Raw genomic sequence first — 25,196 nt, forward strand, 5'->3', positions numbered from 1 at the left:
TGAAAATGCCATACGCCCCAGCATAGTCGGCACCTCTTCGGCGGACGGTATCGTTCAGTCGCGCGAGAACGTGTTCCGATGCAAGATTCGGCTCAACGACTCGCTTGCGATCGATCGACCCTCTCAGGCGCATCCCCGCTATCGCGGCGGAACCAGAGGGCCAGGAAGGCGAAACAAAAGACCAGCGGGAGCATATGACGGTCGAAATTGTTCGCCGGAGCGGTGATCATCACGCCCATAAGCAGCAGCATCGGCAGATGATAGGCGAGCGCACGCCAACGACGTCGCACCACCTCGGCGGCACCGACCACAAGCGTGAGGATCGTCCAGAAATTACCGTGAATCGGCCAGCCGAGCACGGGAATATGCGACCATCCGTTCGCGAATCCCGCCACCGCGTTCCGCCAGTCATGATTCCAACGGCTGATCACCGCGGTATCGTTCTGCACCTTGCCGTTGTTCACGTAATAGATCGCCGACACATACGGCACGTCGAACACGTCGAAATAGCCGTAGCATTTGGCGAGCAGCGCGTCGATCGCGACCACCGGACTCGCCTTGACGATGTCAAGCCAGGCGCTGTTGAAATCCTTCATATCGTCGGCGGTGACCGTACGCCACTGGTAGGCGATGGTCTTGCTTTCGGAACTGCCCGACGATTTCATACGGTCGGCGTCGTTGGGGAAGTACGCCTTGGCCGCGCCGTCGAGATCGATGATCGGGGCGATCTTCTCGCGAGCGCTCGCCGGAATGCTGTCCGGATCGCGCTGGGCGATGCGTCCGATCTGCTGCAATTGCACGCCCTTGCTTTCGATCGGATCGCCCCCGATGATCGTGTTCGTGGCGGTGAGCGCGGTGATCATGCCCTGGAATGCGATGAGCGGAATGAGCAGGGCGACCGCATAGGTGCGCCAGCGTTTGCGGTCGGCGAGCAGGGCGAGTACGAGTTGCAGTGCCACGATGTACAGGCCGTATTTGGCGCTCGCCAGCATGACAAGCGTGCTGAGTGCGAGCGCGATCACCGTGATGCGACGGGGTTTGGTGGGGGTGATGGGTGCCGCGGTGGCGGGGGAGTCGGTGCCGTCGTACGCAATCGTGCCGTCGCAGACAGTCGTGCCGCTGGATGCAGTCGTGCCGCCGTATGCGGACGTGGCATACAGCTCATACAGTGCGCCGAACCACCAGACGAATGCGAATGCGAACAGCGGCGATTTGGTCAGTGAGATCGTGCTGAAGATCACGATCGGGTTGAGCAGCAGCAAAACGAACACGATCACGCGGGTGACGGCCGACGCAGTGCCGCCGCTGACGCCCGTCGCAAACGGACGGTTGAGGAATCGATTCGCCGTCGCCGCGCAGCAGAACGCGACGAACAGGAACTGCATGCCGGACAGGATGATCAGTCCCGCGTCGGGCGCGCCCGTGAGCGTCTGACTCGCGTAGCCCATGCCGCCGTACAGCAATGTGAGCAGTATGTTGTGTTGGTTCGTGAGGAATGTGGGGTCGGCCGGCCACAGATAATGCGCGGTCGGATAGACGTCCATGATCGTGCTGACGATATTCGTGCCGTCGAGATACGGCTGTGGATTGCCGTGCGACTGCTGCCAGAACGACGTGAATTCGCGGATCTGTGAGAACACGTCTGCGCCGAACGCGCTGAGCAGCGTGATATAGCACCACGCCCATCCCACGACCAGCACCGTGAAGATGCGGCGTGTGCTGCTGGTATGGCGTATGATGGTGCGCTCGTGCTTGACGATAATGGTGGTCGCCGGGCGCGCGAGTCGGCGCAGGAATCCGCAGATTTGTCCACTGACGGTGTGGATGGTGTGCACAACACTGGGGATTATGCGATTGCGGGCGGTGTGATTGCGGGCGGTATGACTGTGCCGCCGACCGACGGCCGTGGCGAGTACATGCACGATCGTGAGATAGACGCAGAACATGACCGCGCCGAGCAGCGCGTTCCAGATCGAGAACTCCGCGATCGACCCGTCGGCACGATAGATCGGTCCGACCGCGGAGCAGAACGCCAACCATAGGCAGGCGAGCGTCGCCACCGTGCGGCATAGCGCGCGTACCATGCGCGGTGGTTCGGATGCGCGCGTAGTGCGTGAAGTGCGCGCTGTGCGGACTGTGTGTGGTGCCCTGCGTGCCGATTCGTGCGGATTGCGTGCCGTATTCATTGCCTCGATTGCATTCGTTTGTACTGTGCTCGTCATCGTCACTGATTGTAGGGATTTGCACGGAATAACCGAACTTGTGTACAGGGGCGCATCGGTTATCTACTGGGGCCAAAATCATGAGAATTATAGGGAGTGTCTTGGTGGGTGTGTGACTGGTCTTGTCTGCCAGTCGCGAGGCCGGCGGGAAGGGGCTCTCGCTTGAGAGCAGCGCCGATCGAAGCAGTGACGACATGCAGAAAGACGGTTCCACGCCTCGGTGCGTATCTGACGCACGTATGCACCGAACAAGCACCGGACGCACGCCCTGATGCGCATATGACGCACAGAGACGTCGAACAAGCACCGGGGACACGCTCCAGTGCTTGTTCGACGCACGCGTGTGACGAACCCGCACCGAGCCGCACGCCTCGGTGCGTATCCGACGCACGTTTGTGCCAAACCCGCACTAGGGGACGCGCTTCAGTGCACATTCGACGCACACCTAAGACAAACCCGCACTGAAGGACGTGCTTCGCTGCGTATCCGACGAACATCCGGGACGAACCCGCAGTAGGAAACCCGATCCAGTGCGTATCCGACGCACGCATGCGACCAAGACCAGTTACACACTTAAAGAGACACTCCCGAATTGTAGGTTGGTCATACCGTAATTGTCGGGATTGTGGGTTGTGTGTGTGGGGTGCACTAACAGAGATCGGATGTTGGTTGGATGTGGTGGTTATCAATTGAAATATGAGGCTTGGTGTGCTGGGAGTGTGGATTGTCTGCGATGGTGTCGGGCCGTGTGAATGCTTGAAGCCATATTGATGCGGCGGGTGCTGTTGTATTGCGGAGGATCATGTGCGGTGCGCCGAGTGTGGTGCGCAATAGAATAGGGGGTAAAGGGGTATAAAAGGTATCATTTGCATGATGTCAGATGTATTATTTCTTGCAAAAATACGAACGCTCAAGTGGCGTTATGATTTGTGAACAAAGTCAATGTGAACTTTTTCTCGAATTCGATTTGTTTCGCATACGGGGGTATAACTGTATGTGTGGGGGTAATCCTCGATTCGTGTGGTCGGGTATGGGGGTGCGATGTTGTGCCCTATGCCGCGAGTGCAGGAATCAATGGCAATAGCGGAGCAGAAAGAGAGATATTTCGCTATGACTATGAAGAAACTGTTTGCAGGCCTCGCCGCCGCGGCCACACTCCTCAGCGGCATGGCCCTCGGCATCAGCACCGCCAGCGCGGCTGAGCCGGTGAGCTTTGCGGACAACAAAACGATTACTGTAACGGCATCGGATGCTCAGCAGTTTTACACTAAGCCCGTTGATACGCAGAATTTGCAGAAGAATTTGCGTGAATTCAAGTACGTCAAGCTTGCAGGTTATGAGGCGGTTCCCAATGCCAGTGGAACTGGTATCAAGCTGGTTGATGGTATCACCGGTGACGCGGCCAATGCCGCATTCGCGGCGGCTGGCTATGATGCTGCTAAGAATGGGAATGACCCATGGCAGTGGCTTGGCACGACTTCCGGCACGTGGACGACTGATCAGACTAAGGGCTTTGTGGACGCACTGAAGAATTCTGCAGAGACTGACATTACGCCTGACGCTTCCAATGACGGTAAGACCTTGACTTTCTCGTTTGAAAGCGCAGGTCTGTACCTGATTGTCGATCAGAGCGGCGAAGTGACTGTCACCGATGACGAAAATTCGAAGTTGGTGTGGGTGGAGAATGGCCCCTTCCTCGCTGGTACCAAGATCGACAATGCCGCCCCTACAATTCAGAACTCCAATGGTGTGATCGGTGCCGGTGTCATTGATGCTAAGAGCAACTCGGTCGAAACCCACAAGGGTGGTTTTACCTTCCACAAGAAGGATGCCAATAATCTGCCGGTTGCTAATGCCGTGTTCGTGGTGAAGAACGATAAGGGCGAGTACGGTCTGTACTCCAACAGCAACTGGACCTGGACGAATACCAAGCCTGATGTTACGAAGTTGCCGACGGATGATGTTGATCGGAAGGCAGCTGGTTTCTTTGTGAGTGGAAGTTCTCAGGGTTCTGTGATTGTGCAGGCTCTGACTGAAGGTACGTACACCGTTGAGGAGATCAAGGCTGCCGACGATTATCTGCAGACCGCGTTGCCGTCCTTCACCGTGACCATTGGCAAGGACGGCACGGTTTCCGCATACGACGTGGATACGAATGACACTTGGGGCCTTGTCGACGGGGATACGACTAACGGTGTGACCGTCAAGAACGTGAAGTCCATTACGCAGCTGCCGCTTACCGGTGCTGCTGGAACGATCCTGTTCTCGGCTGTCGGCGTGCTGCTGGCCGCTGCTGCCGGTACGGTGTTCCTCAAGTCCCGTTCCACCAAGCGTGCTCTGCGCGCCTGATCTGATCGGGTAGTAACTGAGTTTGCGTCCGGGCTATACGTTGCATGGTCCGGACGCAAACTCGGTTTATATGAACGTGTACTAATAACCGGCTGTGAATGGTCGATGGCGATTGTCGGCCATTCATAGTCAGGAATGACAATCAGCAACGTCGAACGACTACGACAGTCGTAATGACGACATTTGCGTGCGTGACGCAACGCGAGAGAAGAGCAACGAGGAATTGAATTTGATGGGTGCAAAGCGTGTATTGGCTGGTTTTGCCGGCATAGTGGCGGCTCTGGCCATAGGTCCGTTGGCAGTAGGAGTGACGGCCAATGCTGCGGAGCCGGACGCCACGGTCAATGACGCCGCGAGCTTTCTGCAGGCGGCATTCCCCTGCACTGCGGGACAGACCAAGCGAGTGATCGTCAACGGCGACATCGCTCTCAATGCGGACAACAAGGGCAATGACACTACTGTCGCATGCCAGTTGACTATCGTATCCAACGGTGAACATCAGTTCACGTGGTCGGGATCCGGCAAGCTGTTCGATGTGCAGAACGGCGGCAGCATTGTCATCGGTGATGATGAAAACAACCAACTTACCTTCACCAACACCGACGATCAGGCACACGGATCGCTGGTTCATCTGAACAACGGCGGAAGTCTGACCATCAACGGCGGCACGTTCACCAAGCTGCGGGCTGGTGCCAGCGCGGTGGCCGAGAGCAACGGCGGCACGGTGACCATCAACGGCGGGTCGTTTACAAACAACACGACGAATGGCAATGGCGGCCTCGTTCATCAGACGAACGGCACCATCGTGATCAGCGGCGGCACGTTCTCTACCAACACGAGCGAACGCGGATCCGTAGTGTATAACGAGGGCGACGGTGGACGAATCGAAGTCCACGGCGGCACGTTCACGAACAATACGTCCAATATGGCCGCCGGTGTGATCATGCAGGACTCGACCAAGGGCACCATGCTCGTGGACGGCGGTACGTTCTCCGGCAACACGGCCGGCACCAAGGGCGGAGCGATCCACAGCAACGGTACGTTGGTGGTCACATCGGGGGACAGTGGAAAGACGATACCGAAGTTTGAAAAGAACACGGCCAAGGGGAATGACGATGGCCAGGGTGGCGGTGCCATCTCCCAGGATCGTGGTGAGATGACAATCTCCGGTGGAAAATTCACCGGCAACCACACCGTCAGCACCGCATACATGAGCGGTGGCGGTGCGGTCTACGCCAAGGGATCGCTCACCGTGTCGAACAAGAACGGTGACAAACCGCTGTTCGACGGCAACTGGGCGGGAATCGAGGATAGCAACACCGTAAAATTCACTGATAACACCGGTCTTGAGACGGCCTCCGGTACCACTGATACCAAGGGAACTATCGGACACGGCGGCGCGGGTGGTGCGATCTTCCTGCAGAACGGCAACTCCAAGGGATTCATCCTCGGTGGTGAATACATCAACAACACGTCCGGGTATCTTGGCGGTGCCATCTACACCGAGGAGGACTCCACCACGTATGTGGCACCGGCCGTGGCCACGCTCAACAAGGCCGGCCACTTCGGTGGTGGCTTGTGGCTCTGCCCGTCCGGTAATGCCAGCGCCTCGCAGGGCGGCAACATCGCACTGCTCAATAACACGGTCGACGAGTCGATCGACGAGAACCCGGAAAACCACGAAGAGAAAACGGGATTCCCCACTGAGGCCGGCGACGATCTGGCTTTGATGAACCCGGGGTGGAAGAGCCAGTGGGGGAAGATCACCTATAACGCATTCGAGCTGCTCAACACATGGTTCACGAATCGTGACAAAGCTGCCGTCACCTGGTACTGGGACGGTCAGCCGGAAACCATGACCAGCGGTTTCGCCGACAAATATCAGCAGAAGGATGGCGGTCAGGGGGCAAACGCCGTCAGAGCGTACAAGCATGACGGCAGCGATGCGCCCGATAAGAGCAGTGGCAAATATCTGCGATACGCCGAAGCCACTCGTGTGGAACAAGAGCCTGCTTTGTTGCAGCAGGCCCACGGGGACAACAAGAAGCACGGCATTGACGACACCGAGGGCGGTATCGCATTGAAGGCCATCCCCACGAACGACGCAGGTCTCAACGCCGCGTGGACGAACGCGCGTGTGCTGTTCAAGCACAATGCGGCACGACTGTCCGGCGGCGCGTTCGGATCCAACGGGCGCGTGATCTTCGCCACGCCGGACGCCGCCACATGGACCAAGATCGACGCCGACACCAAGGCTGCGATCGCCGGATCCGAGTGGAAGGTGACCGGTCCGGGCGCGAACCAATGGGATCTGGAACCGTCCAACTGCCTGACGCTCGACGAGCAGGATCCGAAAAACTGGTCCAGCGAATACGCCGACAGGGTCACGTACACGCTTAACTACTGCTGGCACTACGACTACAACGCGACGACTGGCAAATTCGATCCGAGCACCACGCCGTCGCTGATCGTCACCGACAACACCGGCAGCGATCAGACCAAGTACGTGGGCAAGGACATGAACCCCGAACCAGGCGTCTTCTCCATCGACAATCTTGCCGACGGGAAACAGTTCACGTTGACCGAGATCAAGGCACCGGACGGATATCAGCTGTCCAACAAGACCTACACGTTCACGGCCGACGCCCAGAGCTTCTCTCCGCCGATCAGCGTGGACGGAGGCGTGCTGCCCGACAACGAAATCGGCAACAGCATATTCGCGGTCGAATGGACGAAGATCGACGCAGCGGACTCCGACAAGACCAATCCGACACCGCTTGCCGGATCCGCGTGGACGCTCACCCGTAAGGACAGTGTTTTCTCCAAGACGATCACGGATTGCGTGCCTGTCAACGATAAGAATGAGCCCGACAAGAACGGTCATTGCCCGGCCAACAGCGACGGCAACGGGTACACCTACGCCGATCAGGACAAGGTCGACGGCAAGTTCCTCATCCGCGGACTGGCCCCCGGCACGTATACGCTCAAGGAGAAGACCGCGCCGGATGGGTATGATCTCAACCCCAACGAGTACACGTTCACCATTCCCACGTCTGATAATGTCAATGCAGATAACCCGGTTCTTCACCCAGTGCGCGACGGCGAGACCAGCGGCATGATCGGCGACAGCAAGAGTCCGGTTGGCGCGCCGATGGTCACCAAGACCGTGCAGAACGGAACCTGGGCCAAGAATACGACGTTCAAGTTCCGACTGGCTGGTTCGGGTGAGCATGCTGACTCGGCTCCGCTGCCGACTGACGGTTGCATCAATCAGGGCACCGTGGCGAAGGACAAGTACTGCGACATCAGCATCACCGGCAACGGTACTGATCAGACGTTGTCCGCGAGCTACGGGAACATCGCGTTTGCGAACGTGACCGAAAAGACGACCTACACGTACACGATCACGGAGATCGGTACCGATGGCCAGCCCGGCACAGGCGGCACTGCGGGAGGACTCGTCTACTCGAAGGATGTGTGGAACGTCACGATCACCGTGAATCCAGCGGCGAATCCGGTGGTGAGCATCGCCTATGAGAAGGCCGACGGCGCTGGTGGCGCTGGTGGCTCTGCCGATACGGGTGCCGATTCCGCCACATTCGTGAACGTGGGCGCGGTGAGCAGTCTGCCGTTCACCGGTGGCGACGCGCGCATGTGGGCGATCGCCGGCGGCGGCATCGCAGTGCTCGCGTTGGGTTCCGCAATCGCCTACGAACGCATGAAGCGCCGCGGCGAGTAGCGGTCTTGATGCGGCGAGTGATGCCGTGATCCTGAGATGGAGTTCCGGCCTGACTTGAGTCGACGACTTAAGCCAGGCCGCTCCACTATGACTTATCGCCACTATGTCTCACGCGCCTGCGGGTTCGTCTTGCGCGTGTGTTGAATGTGCACTGAGGCGTGTTCCTTACTGCGGGTTTGTCGCATGCGTGCGTCGGATACGCACTGAGGCGTGTCCCTTAGTGCGGGTTCATCTCACACGTGCGTCGGATGTGCACTGAAGGGTGTTGCTTGCTGCGGGTTTGCTTCGCTCGTGTGTTGGATGCGTAAAAACGAGGTTGTGCCGGTCGCTCGGCGCGGTCTTTGCTTTGCGTGTGTGTTGAATGTGTACTGAGGCGTGTTCCATACTGCGGGTTTGTCGCACGCGTGTGTTGGATGTGCACTGAAGGGTGTTGCTTAGTGTGGGTTTGTCGCACGCGTGCGTCGGATGTGCACTGTGGTGATGATTCTGCATTGGGTGTTGTATCCGAGTTCTCAGGTTTTGTGGCAGGGAACGTTGATTGTTCGTATTTTTGTATTCTCTGCCACGACCTCTGGCAAGGAACGCAACAATGCGTTATTTCTTCGTTCTCTGCCACGGAGAAACTGCATATTGGACGCGTCTGCGTGGCAGAGAATCTGTATATCGCGTGATTCGTCATTGCTTGCCACGCCAGTGTGGTGCATGATGACGATAGGTCTATGAATTACGTGGCAGAGAATATAGATTTTCCTATGTTTTATGCTCGCTGCCACAGCCCGTGGCAGGGAATGCAGGATTATGGGATATTCGCGTTCTCTACCATGATTATGTGGCAGGGAACGTAGAACCGCGCAGTATTTGAACTCGTTGCCACAGCCCGTGGCAGAGAATACAAGATCGCGCTGTATTCACACTCTCTGCCACGGTCTTTGGCAGAAAACGCAAAATGCGTCATATTCCGCGCTCTCTGCCACGTCAGGGTGTTTTCAGTCGACTAATCAATCCCGCTTGGTCCTCTGCAGTATCCCACGCTGCGGGATCAGTGGGATCAGTGGGATCAGCGGGACCTGCGAGACCAGCGGTCCAGCGAGATTGAGGCTTGATCAGTGACGGGCGAAGCCGGAGAAGCCGGCGCAAGCGAGCGAGGCGACAGCGGCCTTGATCAGATCACCGGCCACGAAGCCCATCGAGGCGAGCGCGACGGTGGCGATCGGCGCACCGGTGAGCGCGGACTGGATCACGAAGCCGAACGCATACACCACAACCACGCAGCCGATCAGGCTGGCACCGAAGTAGCGCAGTGCAGTGAGCGCACGCTGGGCGACCGAACCGGTGCGTGCCTTGCCTCGCAGCAGGGCGGCCACGATCACGCCGGGCAGGAAGCCGATCAGGAATCCGGCGCTCGGACCGAACAGTGCGGCCGTGGACGCGCCACCCGCGAACACCGGCAGACCCGCGGCACCGGCGGCAAGGTAGACGGCCATCGAGGAGCCGGCCTCACGCCAGCTGAGCGTCAGTGCGGCAAGCATCACCACGAACGTCTGCAGGGTGATCGGCACCGGCGTGCCCGGCACCGGAATCTCACCGACCGCGGCCGACGCCCACATCAGTCCGGCAAACAGCAGCACCTTGGCCCCGGAGACCAGCAGACGACGTGCGCGCGTGGAGTCGGCGGTCCTGGAGACTTCGCTAAGAGGCTGGTTGCTGTGTTGTGCGTTCATACAAATTCCCTTTCCGTCATGGCGGCGATCAACATCGATTGACGTCCCCACTCGTCATATGCGACTTGATCCATGACGTGAAAACGTTGCAATCAAGCCAATTGTTTACTGTATGGCATTCATCCTAGGGATCCAGGCTACGGAACGGTTTGTAGGAGCATACAAAATCCGATCGGGAATTTTGTCGTCTGCCGTCTTTCGGGTGCAATGCGTACGCGAGTAGGTTGTGGGATACAACCGGTGCCATGGGTGTGGGCATCGGTCGGGGAATCATCGTCGCGCGGCAAGGAGCCTGTATGGAACGGTCGGATCAGTGCACCGGCATGGGAGCCAAGGATGATCGTGCCTCCGACGGGACGCCACTGATCGCCGTTCCCAATTGCGCCGGCGACGTCGCTGATTCCAATGATTCCGTGCAGTCCGCCGATTCCGTGCGTGTGCTGACGAGTGTGGATTCGACCAACACCTATGCGACCAGTTCGGTTCGTCGGGCGCTCGCTGAAGACGACATTGATTGCGTGGATGTGGTGCGTGGCCTGTTCGACGATGGACATGCCGAATCGTCGGCCACCGAATCGTCTGCCGTTGCATCGGACTTCGAGCAGCGTGTGCCGATGAGCGTGGTGCTGTCGGATACGCAGACGGCCGGTCGTGGACGACTGGATCGCACATGGTACAACGAGCCGGGCGAATCGTTCGTCGGCACGTTTGTGACGGCAGTGCCCAAGGCGCTGCTCGATGGGGGAAGCTCAGGGTGGATGACCATGGCCGCGGGACTCGCGGCCATCGACGCGTTGGAGAAGACGACAGGGCTGGTCGCCGTGGATCGGCAGAACGAGGCCGGATACGGCGGATGTTCTGAAGGCGTCAAGAATGTTCACGATAACGATAATCAAGTTACACAAGGTGATGATCACGACGGTCGTGCACAACACGACCGGCCCGAACCTCGACTCGCTCTGAAATGGCCGAACGACGTGTATCTGACCGGTCGCAAACTCGGCGGCATCCTCGCCGAACTGGCCGCCGTGCGTGGGGACACCGCGATCGTCGTGTTCGGCATCGGTCTGAATCTGTTCGTGCCGGCTGATCGTCTGCCGACCGATCAGTCCACATCACTGCAACTGCAGGTGAACGATCTGCCCGAATACGCGGAACTGCGCAATCGGATCGCCAACGGCATCGCATCGTCGTTGCGGCATCGGCTCACCCTGCTGGCGGCCGATCCGGTCGCCGCGGCCGAAACGCTGCGCAAGGAGACCGTGGCAGTGAGCTGGACGCTCGGTCGTCATGTGACCGCACGACTTGCGCAGAACGGCGTGACCAGCGGACAGGTGGTGGAGGGCGTGGCGGAGTCCATCAACGCCGACGCGTCGCTGACCATCCGCACCGCGGACGACGAGATCGTCACCGTGACCACGGGGGATGTGGGCGTCGAATAGCGCCGGCACACGGTGGTCGGCAACACAACAACGACCACCAACACAACGGCTGGCAGACCGGCACATCAAGTCTTGATCGAGTAAGCACAACGAACGGTACGGAAAGGAATCATGAAGAAACTGCTGATAGCGAACCGCGGCGAGATCGCGCTGCGGGTGGTGCGTACCGCCCAAGAGATGGGCATCGCCACCGTGGTGGTGTACGCGGAACAGGATCGTGAGTCCATGGCCGCGCAGATGGCCGACGAAGCGTATCTGCTGTCCGGCGACACGTACAAGGACACGTATCTCAACGAGGACAAGATCATGGAGATCGTGGACCGGTCCGGTGCGGACGCTGTGCATCCCGGCTACGGCTTCCTGTCCGAAGTACCCGATTTCGCGCGCAAGGTGATCAACGATGGCATCACATGGGTGGGGCCGAGTCCCAAGGCTCTTGTGGATCTGGGCGACAAGATCAGCGCCCGCCGCGTGGCCGAGTCCGCCAAGGTGCCGCCCGTGCCCGGTCTGTCCGAGCCGGTCACCGACATGCGCGAACTGCTCGACTTCGCCAATTCGCACGGCTATCCGGTGATGCTCAAGCGCGCCGACGGCGGTGGCGGCCATGGCATCACCGTGGTGCACAACGACGACGAGCTGCGCCGGTTCTTCATGAACCACGACGCCTTGCAGGGCGGCGATCTGCAGGACTACTTCATCGAGAAGTTCGTCGATCGCGCCCGTCACGTGGAGACGCAGTCCGGCCGCGACAGCCACGGCAACTTCACCGTCTATTCCACGCGCGACTGCTCGGTGCAGCGCCGCAACCAGAAGCTCGTGGAGGAGGCGCCGGCGCCGTTCCTGCCCGACGAGGTGACGCAGCGGCTCATCGGCTTCTCCAAGCGACTGTTCGACCAGGTGAACTACGTGGGTCTCGGCACCTGCGAGTTCATGGTCACGCCCGCCGGCAAGGTGTACTTCCTCGAGGTCAATCCCCGACTGCAGGTGGAGCATACGGTGAGCGAGGAGGTGAGCGGTCTTGATCTGGTGCGCGAACAGCTCGTCATCGCTAGCGGCGGCACGCTGACCCAGGCACCGGCCCCGCGCGGCCACAGCTTCGAGCTGCGCATCACATGCGAGGACCCCGCCACGAACCTCACGCCGAGCTCCGGCACGCTGGAGAGGATCGTGTGGCCGTCCGGCCCCGGCATCCGCATCGACTCCGGTGTGGAGGAGGGCGACACCGTCTCCCCGAAGTTCGATTCGATGATGGGCAAGGTGGTCGTCACCGCGCAGGACCGCGCATCCGCCGTGGCCCGTGTGCGCCGGGCGCTGCGCGAGATGGAGATCGAAGGCGTGCCCACGCCGCAGAGCCTGTTCCAGAAGATCTTCACCAACCCAGAATTCACGGCCGAGGGTCATCCGTTCTCCGTGACCACCAAATGGCTGGAACGCACATACCTCAATAAGACCCCGCACTCCACGGTGGCGGGTCAGCCCGCGTCGCAGTCCGGTACGACCGGCCCGAACGTGGCCGAACGCCGTACGTCGGCCGCCGAGACGTTCGTGATCGAAGTGGACGACAAGCGCGTCAAACTCACCATGCCCGAGGCCATGCTGGCCGGCATGGGTGGGGGCGCGTCCCGCCGCGGCGATCGTCGGCCCACGCAGCCGTTGCGCGGTCAGGGACTGCACAACGTCGACACCGGCACCCGGCATGACGATGGCGCCGCGTCCGGCATCATCGCCTCGCCCATGCAGGCCGTGGTCACGCGCATCAACGTGGCGGAGGGGCAGACGGTCGCCAAGGGCGATCTGCTCGTCGTACTCGAATCCATGAAGATGGAGAACTACGTGTACGCGCCGGTCAAGGGCACGGTGACGAAGATCTTCGTGTCGCCGGCCGACGGCGTGGAGGCGGGGGAGACCCTCGTCACGCTCGACATCAACGGCGGCGGTAAGGACGGCAAGGCGGGTCAGGACGGCGGCAAGACGAACGATCAGTCCGACGATGCGACAGCAGACGCGAAGAAGGAGGACGTGAAATGACCGACGTCATGGGCATGCGCATCGACGCCCCCGCGCATCAGGCGCAGTCGGCGCAACCGATGCGCGCCACCATCGTACGGGCCGCGCAGCTGGCCCGCGACGCCGAGGAAAAGGCCGTCAAACGTCAGCACGCCAAAGGCAAGTACACGGCACGCGAACGACTCGACCTGCTGTTCGATTCCGACACGTTCGAGGAGATCGGCCGGTTCAACGGCGGCGATATCAACGACGGCAAGGCCGGCTCCGCGGTGATCACCGGATTCGGCACCGTGTACGGACGCAAGGTGGCCGTGTACGCGCAGGACTTCTCCGTGCGCGGCGGCACGCTCGGCACGGCGGAAGGCCGCAAGATCTGCCATCTCATGGACATGGCGATGGACCTGAAGATCCCCGTCGTCGCGCTCATCGACTCCGGTGGCGCCCGCATCCAGGAAGGCGTGGCCGCACTCACCCAGTACGGGCACATCTTCCGCAAGACCTGCGACGCCAGCGGATTCATCCCGCAGATCTCGATCATCCTCGGCCCATGCGCCGGCGGTGCCGTCTACTGCCCGGCGCTCACCGACCTGATCATCATGACCCGTGAGAACTCCGACATGTTCGTCACCGGACCGGACGTGGTCAAGGCAGCCACCGGTGAGACGATCAGCATGGATGAACTCGGCGGCGGCTACGTGCACAATGCCAAGTCCGGCGTGGCCCACTACCTTGGCGAGGACGAGGCCGACGCGATCGACTACGCGCGCACCGTGCTCGCCTACCTGCCGTCGAACAGCGACGAGGAGGCGCCCGTCTACGCGTTCGCATCCGGCCGCGCCGAGCAGGAGGCCGCCAAACGACTGGCCGAGATCATGCCCGACAACGACCGTCAGCCGTACGACGTACTCGACGTGATCCGCTGCATCGTCGACTACGGCGAATTCGTGCAGGTGCACGAACTGTTCGCGCGCTCCGCCGTCGTCGGCTTCGCCTGCGTGAACGGACGACCGGTCGGCATCGTCGCGAACCAGCCGAATGTGAACGCCGGCATCCTCGACGTGGACGCCAGCGAGAAGGTGGCACGATTCGTGCGCCTGTGCGACGCGTTCAACCTGCCCGTCATCACGCTCGTGGACACCCCCGGATACAAGCCGGGCGCCGACCAGGAGCATGCGGGCATCATCCGTCGCGGCGCCAAGGTGATCTACGCGTACGCCAACGCGCAGGTGCCCATGATCACCGTGATCCTGCGCAAGGCATTCGGCGGCGCATACATCGTGATGGGATCCAAGGCCATCGGCGCCGACGTGAACGTGGCATGGCCCAGCTCACAGATCGCCGTGCTCGGCGCCACCGGAGCCGTGAACATCATCCACCGCAAGGACCTGCAGAAAGCCAAGGAGGCCGGACGCGACGTGGACAAGCTCCGCGCCGAACTCGCCGCCGAATACGAAAGGACCACCGTGAACGCGAACCTGTCGCTCGAAATGGGACAGATCGACGCGATGATCGACCCGGAACAGACGCGCGACGTGATCGAACGATCACTCAAACTGCTGGCGACTAAACGTCGTCATCGGAAGACCACGAAGCACCACGGCAACCAGCCGCTGTGAACCACCGTGGACGGCATATGAAACACACTGACACACATACGGAACACACTGACACAGACTTCATCCATCAAACCGATCAAAGGAACACATCAATGACCAGCAACTTCTTCCTTGACCGTCTCGCCGGCCAGCCGCACGCGCTCGCCTTCGCCGGACAGGGCACCCCGTGGCCCGTCGCGCTCGCCGACCAGACGGCAAACCCCGATCTCGACAAGGCGCTGCACGACCACGTGGCCGCCGCGCACACCATGCTCACCCCCGTGGCCGCCGAACTGCTCGCCACCACGGGACGCCCGGTCGACCTGTTCGGATTCGAAGCGAACCCGGCCCGACTGGGTGCCGCCGCCGCGGCCCCCGCCAGCGTGCCCGGCATCGCGCTCACCCAGCTCGGCGCACTGCTCGATGCCCGCGCGCTCGGCTACGACGTGGCCGCCACCAAGCCGGTCGCCGTGCTCGGCCACTCCCAGGGCATCCTCGCCGTGCACATGGTCAAGGCCATCCAGGACGCCGGCTCCATCGAGGCCGCCGCTCGCCAGATCGACGAGATCCTCGCCACCGCCACGCTCATCGGCATCGCCGGCACCCGTCAGGCCCGCCAGATCGCCCTGCACTCGCGCAGCGGCGAAGCCACCCCGATGCTCAGCGTGAAGAACGTCACCCGCGCCCAGATCGACGCGCTCGTCGCCCGCGTGGTCAACCCGCGCGGACCGATCGCCATCGCCGTGACCAACTCGGCCAACCACTACGTGCTGTCCGGATACCCGGAGGATCTGGGCGCGTTCGAGATCGAAGTCGGCAAGGAGCACGCCCGTCAGGCCAAGCTGCGCGAGGAGAAGGTGCGCGGCGGCCGCGTGTTCGACCCCACACTCGAATACCTCGACGTGACCCTGCCGTTCCACTCGCCGCTCATGGCCGACGCCGTGGACCAGACCGTGGCATGGGCCAACGCCTGCGGCATTGACGCCGACCGCGCCCGCGCGCTCGCCGACGAGGTGCTGCTCAGCCATGTGGATTGGGCCGCCCGCGTGCGCGAGACCATGGAATCCACCGACCCGGCAACGCTGTGGGTGGTGGACTTCGGTCCCGGCACGATCGTGGGCAAGCTGCTCGCCACCGTGGCGCAGGGAACCGGCGTGGGCGTGGTCGACGCGTCCACCGTCGAGGCCCGCGCGAAGCTGTCCACGCTGGAATCCGATCCGGCGCGCGCCCAGAACTGGACCCGGTTCGCTCCGCGCGTGCTGCACACACCGGCCGGTGACAAGGTGCGCACCGCGTTCAGCGATCTGACCGGCAAGCCCCCGGTGCTGCTCGCCGGCATGACCCCCACCACCGTGGAGCCGGAGATCGTGGCGGCCGCCGCCAACGCCGGCTACTGGGCCGAGCTCGCCGGCGGCGGCCAGGTGACCGCCGAGGTGTTCGACCGTCACGTGGCCGGACTCGAGCAGGAGCTCGAGGAGGGGCGCACGGTCGAGTTCAACGCCATGTTCATGGATCGCTACCTGTGGAACCTGCAGTTCGGTTCGCAGCGCATCGTGCCGAAGAAGCGCGCCTCGGGCACGCCGATCGACGGCGTGGTCGTCTCCGCCGGCATCCCCGAGCTCGACGAGGCCGTGGAACTCGTGCATTCGCTCAACGCCGACGGATTCCCGTACGTGTGCTTCAAGCCCGGCACGGTCGAGCAGATTCGCGCCGTGGTGCGCATCGCCAAGGCCGTGGCCCCCACCAAGGTGATCATCGAGGTCGAGGGCGGTGCCGCAGGCGGCCACCACAGCTGGGAGTCGCTTGACGATCTGCTGACCAGCACCTACGCCGAAGTGCGCGAGCAGAGCAATATCGTGCTCGTGGCCGGCGGCGGCATCGGCACGCCGGAGCGTGGTGCCGACTACATCACCGGTGAATGGTCCCGTGCCTACGATCTGCCGCTCATGCCGGTCGACGGCGTGCTCGTCGGCACCGCCGCCATGACCGCCAAGGAGGCGCACACCAGCCCGCAGGTCAAGCAGATGATCGTCGATACGCCCGGCATCACCGCCGAGGCCGACGAAACCGATCCGTTCGCCCCGATCGGCGAGCGCTGGGTGCCGTCCGGCAAGGCCGTGGGCGGTGTGACGTCCGGTCTGAGCCACCTGCACGCCGACATCTACGAGCTGGAGAACTCGTCCGCGCAGTGCGGTCGTCTGCTGGTTCGCGTGATGAAGCATCCGGAGGAGCTGGACAGCCGTCGTGAGGAGATCATCGCGGCGCTGAACAAGACCGCGAAGCCGTACTTCGGCGATCTGGAGACCATGACGTATCTGGATTGGGCCCGTCGTTTCGCCGAGCTGGCCTTCCCGTGGGTGGACGACACGTATGCCGATCGTTTCCTGCACCTGCTGCAGCGTATCGAGGCGCGTGTGCGTGCGCAGGAGTCGGGTGAGTTCGAGTCGCTGTTCGTGTCCCGCGAGGATGTGGAGTCCGATCCGAATGCGGCGATCGAGCGTCTTGCCGACGCCTACCCGCAGGCCGGTGAGATCACCGTGGTACCGGCCGATGTGGCCTGGTTCCCGGTGCTGGTTCGTGAGTATCCGAAGCCGATGCCGTTCGTGCCGGTGATCGATAACGATCTGCTGCGCTGGTGGGGTCAGGATCAGCTGTGGCAGTCGGAGGACCCGCGTTATTCCGCCGATTCCGTGCGTATCATCCCCGGTCCGATCTCCGTGGCCGGCGTGACGACCGTGGATGAGCCGGTCGCCGATATTCTTGGTCGGTTCGAGCATGCGATGATCGAGCGTGTGGCCGGTGCTGACGGTGCCGGTGCTGACGGTGCCGGTGCTGACGGTGCCGGTGCTGCCGACGTTGCTGCCGCTGCCGACGGTGAGGTCTTCTCCCAGCTGGGCGAGGCCGCGTCCGCCGAGGAGTTCATCCGCAAGAGCCCGAACATCTCCTGGGTCGGTCATCTCATGGCCAACCCGGCGTATGGCACGCCGAACGGCGACAAGTACTACGAGATCCGCAAGGTGGCCGACACCGACCGCGGTGAACTGTTCGATCTCGACATCCATCTGGACACCTACTGGGACAACGATCCCGACGGTGGTGTGAGCAAGCACGCCGTGCGTGACATTGTGATTCCGCTGCTGGTTGATGGCTCCGAGCCGGGACGCCTGCCCGTGGTGGATCGCGAGACGCTGCCGAAGCACGTGTATGCCATGCTCGCCGCCACGGCCGGCATCGGCAACACGGCCATCACCGGCGACAAACTGACCGCCATGCCCGCGATCGAGGAGCAGGACGACAAGTCCGCGTATCCGTTCGGTCTGGCGCACGCCACGTACACGCTGTCCGCCAATCTCGGATTCGATCATGAGGCCGCCACCGGCGGTGCGCTGCCGGATAGTCTGGTGGCGTCGCGCATCGCGCCCGACGCGCTGGTGGGACCGGCCTGGCCGGCCATCTACGCGGCACTTGGTTCGGTGTACGTCAACGGATTCCCAGTGATCGAGGGCCTGCTCAACGCCGTGCATCTCGACCATCTCATCGAACTCGAGGTCACCGAGGACGAACTGCTGCAGCACACCGGCGAGACGATCACGCTCACCAGCTGGGCCGAGGACTATTTCGAATCGGCATCCGGCCGCGTGGTCACGATCCACGTGACGCACACCGCCGCCGACGGCACGCTGCTCGCCCGTGAAACCGAACGCTTCGCCATCCGCGGTCGCGCATACTCCGACGCACTGCCGCCCGAGGCACCCGACTACGGCGGCATCGACGCCGATGTGCTCGACACCCCACGTCGTCTGCTGCGCCGCGTCAAGGTGACCGCCCCCGGCGAGATGACCGCGTTCGCGCGCACGTCCGGCGACTTCAACCCGATCCACACGTCGCATCGCGGTGCCGCCGTAAGCGGACTCGCCGCGCCGCTCGTGCACGGCATGTGGCTGTCCGCCACCGCGCAGTACGCCGTGCAGGCCACCGACGACAAGGGTGCGCACTACGAGATCGCCGGCTGGACGTACAACATGTACGGCATGGTCCAGCTCAACGATCAGGTCGAGATCTCCGTGGAACGCGTGGGCAAGGTGAACCACGGCGGCATGGTGCTCGAAGTGACCAGCCGCATCGATGGACAGATTGTTTCACGTGGAACAGCGATCGTCCGCGCCCCCAAGTCCGCCTTCGTCTACCCCGGTCAGGGCATCCAGAAGCAGGGCATGGTGCTCGACGAACGTGCCAAGTCCCCGGCCGCCCGCGAGGTATGGGAGCGCGCCGACAAGCTCACCCGCAGCAAGCTCGGATTCTCGATCCTCGCCGTGGTGCGCGACAACCCCAAGGAACTCACCGCCAACGGCGTGACCTACCGTCACCCCGAAGGACTGCTCAACCTCACGCAGTTCACGCAGGTGGCGCTCGCCACCGTGGCGTTCGCCCAGACCGCACGTCTGCGCGAGGCCGGCAGCGACATCTGGCCCGCCTACTTCGCCGGCCACTCACTGGGCGAGTACAACGCACTGAGCTCCTTCGCCGACATCATCCCGCTGGAGACCGTGCTTGAGCTCGTGTTCCACCGCGGCTCCACCATGCATCACCTCATCGAGCGTGACGCGCAGGGTCGCTCCAACTACCGTATGGGTGCGCTGCGTCCGAACCAGTTCGGCGTGGGCGACTCCGGCGTGAAGGAGTACGTGGCCCAGGTGGCGCGCGAATCCGGCGAGTTCCTGGAGATCGTCAACTACAACCTGGCCGGCGCCCAGTACGCCGTGGCCGGTACGATCGCCGGACTCAAGTACCTCAAGGAGGATGCGAACCGCCGTGCCAAGGAGGCCGGCGGCAAGCCGGCGTTCATGCTGGTGCCCGGCATCGACGTGCCGTTCCACTCCACGCTGCTGCGCAAGGGCGTGCCGGAATTCCGCGACAAGCTCGACGCGCTGCTGCCCAAGCACATCGACTACCGTGGACGTCTGGTCGGTCGTTACATCCCTAACCTGGTGGCCGTGCCGTTCGAGATGACCAAGGAATTCGCGGCGAAGATCCTCGAGGTCGTGCCGTCCGAGCGCATTCGTGAGGCGCTGGAGAACCCGGAGGTGTGGGACGCCTACGCCGCCGACGACCAGAAGCTCGGCCGACTGCTGCTCACCGAACTGCTCAGCTGGCAGTTCGCGTCCCCGGTGCGTTGGATCGAAACGCAGGCGCTGCTGTTCGGCGACGCCGCGCACAACGGTCTCGGCGTGGAACAGTACGTGGAGGTTGGTCTCGGCAATGCGCCGACGCTTGCCAACCTCGGTGCCAAGACCCTGCGCCTGCCCGACTTCAAGCATCGTCACGTCACCGTGTACAACGTCGGTCGTGATGAGGGCCGTGTGTACATGACGGATTCCGACTCGCTGGTGCCTGAAGAGCCGGTTGAGGAGACCGTGGCTCCGGCCGCCGCTCCGGCTGCTGCCGCGGCGCCGAGCGCAACGCCGGTTGCTGCTGCCGCTGCGCCCGCTCCGGCTCCGGTTGCTGCTGCCGCTCCCGCCGCCGACTCCGCCGTCGCACAGCTCGGTTCCGCGCCCGCCGGTCCGGTCGACGATCTGCCGTTCAAGGCGTCCGACGCCATCGGCGTGCTCATGGCCTACTCCACCAAGGTGCGCATCGACCAGATCGGCGCGAACGACACCACCGACACGCTCACCAACGGCGTCTCCTCCCGTCGCAACCAGCTGCTCATGGACATCAGCTCCGAGCTGGGCGTGGCCAGCGTGGACGGTGCCGCCGAGGCGACGCTCACCCAGCTCGCGCAGATCGTGAACAAGGTGGCCCCCAACTACAAGCCGTTCGGTCCGGTGCTGTCCGAGGCGATCCGCGACCGTCTGCGCGCACTGTTCGGCGCGGCCGGCGTCAAGCCCGCGCACATCCGCGAGCGCGTGACCAACGTCTGGCAGCTCGGTGAAGGCTGGGTTGCCGCCGTCACCGCGGCTCTGTTGCTCGACACCCGCGAGGGTGCCAGCTCCCGTGGCGACGATCTGGCCAAGCTGCCCACCGGTGCCGTGGCCAACGCGGCCGCCGCGGACAAGCTCATCGACGACGCGGTGATGCTGGTCGGCCAGACCAAGGGCGTCGCCGTCTCCAAGCCGTCCGCAGGCGGTGCTGCTGGCGGTGCCGTGGTCGATTCCGCGGCCCTCGACGCATTCGCCGAAAAGGTCACCGGCAAGGACGGCGTACTCGCCGCCACCGCCCGGTTCGTGCTGCAGGAGCTCGGCGTGGCCGCGCCCGTGGCCGAACCCGGCGAGGACGAGAACGCGGCCGTCGTGGAGGCGGTGTCCGCCGAACTCGGCTCCGACTGGCCCAAGCAGGTCGAACCGCGATTCGACGCGAACAAGGCCATCCTGTTCGACGACCGCTGGGCGTCCGCACGCGAGGATCTGGCCCGCGCCTTCTACCACAACGATCCGGCCGAACTGGAAGGCAGCTTCCGCGGACTGGGCAAGGCCGTGGCCGACGAGGCCGCCTGGTTCGCCGGCAAGGCCCGTGCGAACGGCAACGAGACCCTCGCCGCCGCGTTCGACGCGATCGCCACGCAGGCGCTCGAGCCCGCGTCCGACGATGAGGCCACAAGCCGCTACGCGTCAGACGTGGCCGTGGTGACCGGCGTGTCCGCCAACTCCATCGCGGGCGAGGTCGTGGCCGGTCTGCTCGCCGGCGGTGCCACCGTGATCGCCACCTCGCACAGCTTCCGCCCGAGCATCAAGGCCTGGGCCAAGCGCATCTACCGCGAGCATGCGGCCGGCAACGCCAGCCTGTGGCTCGTGCCCGCCAACCTGTCCAGCTACCGTGACGTCGACGCTCTCGTCGACTGGATCGGCAACGTGCAGAAGAAGGTGAACGGCGCCACCACCACCATCCTCAAGCCCGCCTACGAGCCCAGCCTGTTCTTCCCGTTCGCCGCACCGCCGGTGCACGGCACGCTCGCCGACTCCGGCGAACTGTTCGAATCGCAGGCTCGACTCATGCTGTGGGGCGTGGAACGCGCGATCGCCGGCCTGTCCGCCATCGGTGCCGACACCGACGTGCAGCACAAGCTCCACGTCGTACTGCCCGGTTCGCCGAACCGCGGCATCTTCGGCGGCGACGGCGCCTACGGCGAGGTCAAGAGCGCATTCGACGCGATCGTGAACCGCGCCCGTGCGGAGAAGGTCTGGTCCGGCCGCGTCACGTTCGCCCACCCGAAGATCGGCTGGGTGCGTGGAACCGGACTCATGGGCGGCAACGATCCGCTGGTCGACGTGGTCGAACGCCACGGCATCCACACGTACTCCACCGCACAGATCGCCGAGAAACTGCTCGGCCTGTGCACGGCGGACCAGCGTGCCGCCGCGGCCGTCGCCCCGCTCGACGTGGACCTGACCGGCGGACTCGGCAACGATCCGATCGACATCAAGGCACTGCGCGCCGAGGCCATGGCCGACGCCGCCAAGCAGTCCACGGACGATGCGGATGCGGCCGTCGCGGACGATGCCAAGGCGAACGCCGACGGCAAGACCGTCGTCAAGGGCGCATCGCTCAAGGCACTGCCCACCCCGCACGTGCCGCATCAGGCACCCGTCGATCTGGCCGACTGGACGAACGTCACCGCCCGTCCGGAGGACGAGATCGTCATCGTGTCCGTCGGCGAACTCGGACCGTGGGGCTCCGGCCGTACGCGCTTCGAAGCCGAACTCGGCATCCACCCCGACGGCACCGTCGACCTGTCCGCAGGCGCGATCCTCGAACTCGCGTGGAACATGGGCCTGCTCACGTGGCAGGACAGCCCCAAGCCCGGCTGGTACGACACCGACGGCAACCTCGTGCCCGAGGAGGACATCGCCGAACGCTACCACGACGAGGTCGTGGCCCGCTCCGGCATCCGCCCGTTCGAAGAGGGCATGGGCGCCGACTACAAGGACGGCGCCGACGAGGAGGAGACCGAGGTCTACCTTGACCACGACGTCGCCTTCTCCGTGCCCAACGAGGACGTCGCCCGCGAATACGTGAAGCTCGACGAGGCCCACACGACCATCGCCAAGGACGAGGAGTCCGGCGAATGGACCGTCACCCGCCACGCCGGCTCCATGATCCGCGTGCCGCGCCGCGCCACCATGACCCGCACGGTCGGCGGACAGTTCCCGAAGGGCTTCGACCCGATCAAGTGGGGCATCCCCGCCTCCATGGTCGGCGACGTGGACGAGATCGCGCTGTGGAACATCGTGACCACCGTGGACGCATACCTGTCCGCCGGCTTCACGCCCGCCGAGATCCTGCAGTCCATCCACCCGTCGCTCGTGGCCAGCACGCAGGGCACAGGCTTCGGCGGCATGCGCTCCATGCGCAAGCTGTACCTCGACCGGTTCCTCAACCACGAGATCCCGACCGACATCCTGCAGGAGGCGCTGCCGAACGTCGTCGCCGCGCACGTGATGCAGTCGTACATCGGCGGCTACGGCAACATGATCCAGCCCGTCTCCGCCTGCGCCACCGCCGCCGTCTCCCTCGAGGAAGGCGCCGACAAGATCGCACTCGGCAAGGCCGACTTCGTGGTCACCGGCGCGATCGACGACATCGGCGTGGAATCGGTGATCGGCTTCGGCAACATGAACGCCACCGCCAACTCCGCCGAAATGTACGGCAAGGGCATCGACGCGCGCTTCTTCAGCCGTGCGAACGACCGTCGCCGTGGCGGATTCCTCGAATCGCAGGGCGGCGGCACGATCCTGCTGACGCGCGGCGACATCGCGCTGAAGCTCGGCTTGCCCGTCGCCGGCGTGATCGGCTTCATCCACAGCTACGCGGACGGCGCGCACACGTCGATCCCGGCTCCGGGACTCGGCGCGCTCGCCGCAGGTCTGGGCGGTCGCGACTCGAAGCTCGTGCACGACCTCGCCAAGCTTGGCGTCACGCCCGACGACATCGCCGTGGTCTCCAAGCACGACACGTCCACCAACGCGAACGATCCGAACGAGTCCGAGCTGCACAACACGCTCGCCCACGCCATCGGCCGCACGGACGGCAACCCGCTGTTCGTGATCTCGCAGAAGACGCTCACCGGCCACGCCAAGGGCGGTGCCTGCATCTTCCAGGTCAACGGCCTGACGCAGCTGTTCAACTCCGGTGTGATCCCGGCCAACGCGTCGCTCGACTGCGTGGACCCGAAGCTGCGCCGCGACGACCACATGGTGTGGCTGCGCTCGCCGCTCACCGTGGGCGCGGGTGCGGTGCAGGCCGGTCTGGCCACGTCGCTCGGCTTCGGCCACGTGAGCGGATTCGCCGCGATCGTGAACCCGGGTGCCTTCGAGGCCGCCGTGGCGCACACCGCTGGCGAGGATGCGCTTGCTGAATGGCGTCGTCGTGCCAACGCCCGACTGGCCGCCGGTCAGCGTCGTCTGGAGAACGGCATGATGGGTCGTGCCGCGCTCTACGAGCCGATCGACAACCGCCGCTTCCGCGAGGACGGCACCAGGCTCGCCGACGGCACGCGCTACAACGGTCACGAGGTGGAGAAGGCGATGCTTCTGAATCCGAACGCTCGCTTGGGAGCCTCCGGGTACTTCGAGGCGTGAGGTGCTGTAGGTCGCGTTCGGATTCCGTGCGCGGCCTTGGCAACTGCCCTCTAGGTGCGTCACGTGGGCCGTGTTGTGTCACATGGGCCGGGTCGGGCATTGTGCGCGTGTTGAGAAAACGTTGAAATTGCAACGTTTTCACGCTGTGCGTCACATGGTCCGCCCGGCCCGCGTGACGTAACCCGGCCCGCGTGACGCAGGACGGCCCGCGTGACGGCGGTGCTGTGGAAGTCGGGTTGTTTGGAATGAATTGAAGAAAATGGGAGCCCCGAGTGAGAATCGGACTCACGACCTCTTCCTTACCAAGGAAGTGCTCTACCACTGAGCTATCGGGGCGTGGAGCGATGAACGCTCCGTAACGTTGGATCTGACCGTGTGAGTCAGGTCTGACGGTGTTGAATCTGATTTTCGTCAATCCGGCCTGACCGTTATCAATCGGGTCCGGTTTGTCGATCGGACTTGACCGTGTCAAAAACAACCTAGGCATCATGACATGGTTTCGTATATTGCGCAAGTTATGTGATCGCTCCGCGAGTGTTGGCCCGG

7 protein-coding genes, 1 tRNA gene and 2 pseudogenes are annotated in these 25,196 nt (G+C 63.2%); 7 read left to right on the plus strand and 3 right to left on the minus strand.

Going from position 1 to position 25,196, the window contains the following annotated elements; translation table 11 throughout:
- Window positions 1–92: 92 nt before the first annotated feature.
- The gene (locus tag EP30_RS00415) at window positions 93–2,084 is read right to left on the minus strand and encodes a DUF6020 family protein (RefSeq protein WP_140555177.1); all 1,992 of its coding nucleotides are present in this window, start codon (window positions 2,082–2,084) and stop codon (window positions 93–95) included.
- Between the two features lie 1,212 nt (window positions 2,085–3,296).
- Here EP30_RS00415 and EP30_RS00420 point away from each other — a divergent pair.
- Together EP30_RS00420 and EP30_RS00425 are read left to right on the plus strand one after the other, a co-directional pair.
- The gene (locus EP30_RS00420; RefSeq protein WP_223848134.1) at window positions 3,297–4,571 is read left to right on the plus strand and encodes a SpaA isopeptide-forming pilin-related protein; all 1,275 of its coding nucleotides are present in this window, start codon (window positions 3,297–3,299) and stop codon (window positions 4,569–4,571) included.
- Between the two features lie 232 nt (window positions 4,572–4,803).
- A complete protein-coding gene (locus tag EP30_RS00425) occupies window positions 4,804–8,310 on the plus strand; it encodes a SpaA isopeptide-forming pilin-related protein (protein WP_140555180.1) in 3,507 nt (1,168 codons plus the stop codon).
- A 1,103-nt stretch (window positions 8,311–9,413) separates the two neighbouring features.
- On the opposite strand, the gene EP30_RS00430 is transcribed toward EP30_RS00425, so the two are convergent.
- The gene (locus tag EP30_RS00430) at window positions 9,414–10,031 is read right to left on the minus strand and encodes a biotin transporter BioY (RefSeq protein WP_140555182.1); all 618 of its coding nucleotides are present in this window, start codon (window positions 10,029–10,031) and stop codon (window positions 9,414–9,416) included.
- A gap of 296 nt (window positions 10,032–10,327) precedes the next feature.
- Between EP30_RS00430 and EP30_RS00435 the strand changes: the two genes are divergently transcribed.
- The 5 genes and pseudogenes from EP30_RS00435 to EP30_RS11290 form a co-directional block, all read left to right on the plus strand.
- Window positions 10,328–11,473, plus strand: a complete 1,146-nt coding sequence (locus tag EP30_RS00435) for a biotin--[acetyl-CoA-carboxylase] ligase (protein WP_181160718.1) — start codon at window positions 10,328–10,330, stop codon at window positions 11,471–11,473.
- A 111-nt stretch (window positions 11,474–11,584) separates the two neighbouring features.
- Window positions 11,585–13,501 (plus strand): biotin carboxylase N-terminal domain-containing protein, encoded by a 1,917-nt coding sequence (locus EP30_RS00440; protein ID WP_140555186.1) that lies wholly within the window; start codon window positions 11,585–11,587, stop codon window positions 13,499–13,501.
- Entirely contained in the window at window positions 13,498–15,096 is a 1,599-nt protein-coding gene (locus EP30_RS00445) for an acyl-CoA carboxylase subunit beta (protein WP_140555188.1), read from the plus strand. The genes EP30_RS00440 and EP30_RS00445 overlap by 4 nt, the downstream gene beginning before the upstream one ends.
- Window positions 15,097–15,188: 92 nt before the next feature.
- Window positions 15,189–22,533, plus strand: a pseudogene (locus tag EP30_RS00450) (fatty acid synthase subunit beta domain-containing protein); the annotation flags it as partial.
- An 80-nt stretch (window positions 22,534–22,613) separates the two neighbouring features.
- A pseudogene (locus EP30_RS11290) lies at window positions 22,614–24,650 on the plus strand (beta-ketoacyl synthase N-terminal-like domain-containing protein); the annotation flags it as partial.
- 264 nt (window positions 24,651–24,914) lie between these two features.
- On the opposite strand, the gene EP30_RS00455 reads toward EP30_RS11290, so the two are convergent.
- Window positions 24,915–24,986, minus strand: a tRNA-Thr gene (locus EP30_RS00455).
- Window positions 24,987–25,196: the final 210 nt, after the last annotated feature.

The sequence above is a fragment of the Bifidobacterium sp. UTCIF-39 genome (genome assembly GCF_006408715.1).
GTDB classification, from domain to species: Bacteria; Actinomycetota; Actinomycetes; order Actinomycetales; family Bifidobacteriaceae; genus Galliscardovia; species Galliscardovia tissieri.

What these genes read in the sequence shown, in the direction of transcription:
- EP30_RS00415 (WP_140555177.1), bottom strand. Translation starts at nt 2,084, where the DNA reads ATGGTACGCGCGCTATGCCGCACGGTGGCGACGCTCGCCTGCCTATGG.
- EP30_RS00420 (WP_223848134.1), top strand. Translation starts at nt 3,297, where the DNA reads ATGGCAATAGCGGAGCAGAAAGAGAGATATTTCGCTATGACTATGAAG.
- EP30_RS00425 (WP_140555180.1), top strand. Translation starts at nt 4,804, where the DNA reads ATGGGTGCAAAGCGTGTATTGGCTGGTTTTGCCGGCATAGTGGCGGCT.
- EP30_RS00430 (WP_140555182.1), bottom strand. Translation starts at nt 10,031, where the DNA reads ATGAACGCACAACACAGCAACCAGCCTCTTAGCGAAGTCTCCAGGACC.
- EP30_RS00435 (WP_181160718.1), top strand. Translation starts at nt 10,328, where the DNA reads ATGGAACGGTCGGATCAGTGCACCGGCATGGGAGCCAAGGATGATCGT.
- EP30_RS00440 (WP_140555186.1), top strand. Translation starts at nt 11,585, where the DNA reads ATGAAGAAACTGCTGATAGCGAACCGCGGCGAGATCGCGCTGCGGGTG.
- EP30_RS00445 (WP_140555188.1), top strand. Translation starts at nt 13,498, where the DNA reads ATGACCGACGTCATGGGCATGCGCATCGACGCCCCCGCGCATCAGGCG.